The organism is Streptomyces sp. NPDC059895, from assembly GCF_042731035.1.
In the GTDB taxonomy this organism is placed as follows: domain Bacteria; phylum Actinomycetota; class Actinomycetes; order Streptomycetales; family Streptomycetaceae; genus Streptomyces.
Genome location: NZ_JBHWKO010000140.1, coordinates 1 through 1013, shown reverse-complemented (window position 1 = coordinate 1013; position 1013 = coordinate 1). Strand labels below are relative to the sequence as shown.

Genomic DNA, 1013 nt, shown 5'->3' with positions numbered 1-1013 from the left:
TCCTTCCCCGAGGGCCCGCTGCGGCAGAAGGCCCTGGGCCTGAACGGGGCCTTGATGTCGGCCGGTTTCACCACCGGCGCCATCCTCGGCGGTGTCCTGACCGACCTGCTGTCCTGGCGGTGGGCGTTCTTCATCAACGTGCCCGTCGCCGCGGCCGTCCTGGTCATCGCCCCGATGGTGCTGGCCGAGTCCCGCCCCGAGACCCGCCCCCGGCTGGACCTGCCCGGCGCCCTGACCGTCACCCTCGGCCTCCTCGCCGTCGTCTTCGGCTTCACCCAGGCCGGCGAACACGGCTGGAGCGACCCCACCGCCCTGCTCGTCCTGGCCGCCGGCATCCTCCTGCTCATCACCTTCTACCTCGTCGAACGCAAGGCCTCCGCCCCCCTGGTCCCGGTCACCGTCCTGCACCGCCGCACCGTCGCCTGGGGCAACATCGCCGGCGTCCTCGCCTTCGTCACCGAGACCTCCCTGGTCTTCCTGCTCACCCTCTACCTCCAGGAAGTCCTCGGCTTCTCCCCCCTCGCCGCCGGCCTGTCCTTCGGCGTCCTGGGCCTGGGCACCGTCCTGGGCGGCACCATCGCCCCCCGCGTCATCGCCCGCACCACCACCCGCACCACCCTCATCACCGGCGCCCTCGTCCAGACCGCCGCCACCGCCGCCCTGATCGCCCTGGGCACCACCACCACCAGCCTCGCCCTGCTCCTGCCCGCCACCTTCATCGGCGGCGTCGGCAACATGCTCCTCATCGTCGGCTTCATGGTCACCGCCACCAGCGGCCTGCCCGACCACGAACAGGGCATGGCCACCGGACTGGCCACCATGAGCCAGCAGATCGGCATCACCATGGGCACCCCCATCATGAGCGCCATCGCCACCGGAGCCATCACCACCACCACCGTCACCGGCACCCTCCACGGCATCCAGACCGCCATCGCCGTCAACACCGCCCTCGTCCTCATCACCGCCCTCACCACCACCCTCTTCCTCCGCACCCCCACCACCAAGTAGGCCGC

At 71.3% G+C, this 1013-nt stretch carries 1 protein-coding gene; it reads left to right on the top strand.

Translation table 11 applies throughout. The annotated features are described in order from the left end of the window. A partial coding sequence (locus tag ACFV9M_RS42050; protein WP_385079940.1) for an MFS transporter occupies positions 1-1008 on the top strand: 1008 nt, incomplete at its 5' end. Positions 1009-1013: the final 5 nt, after the last annotated feature.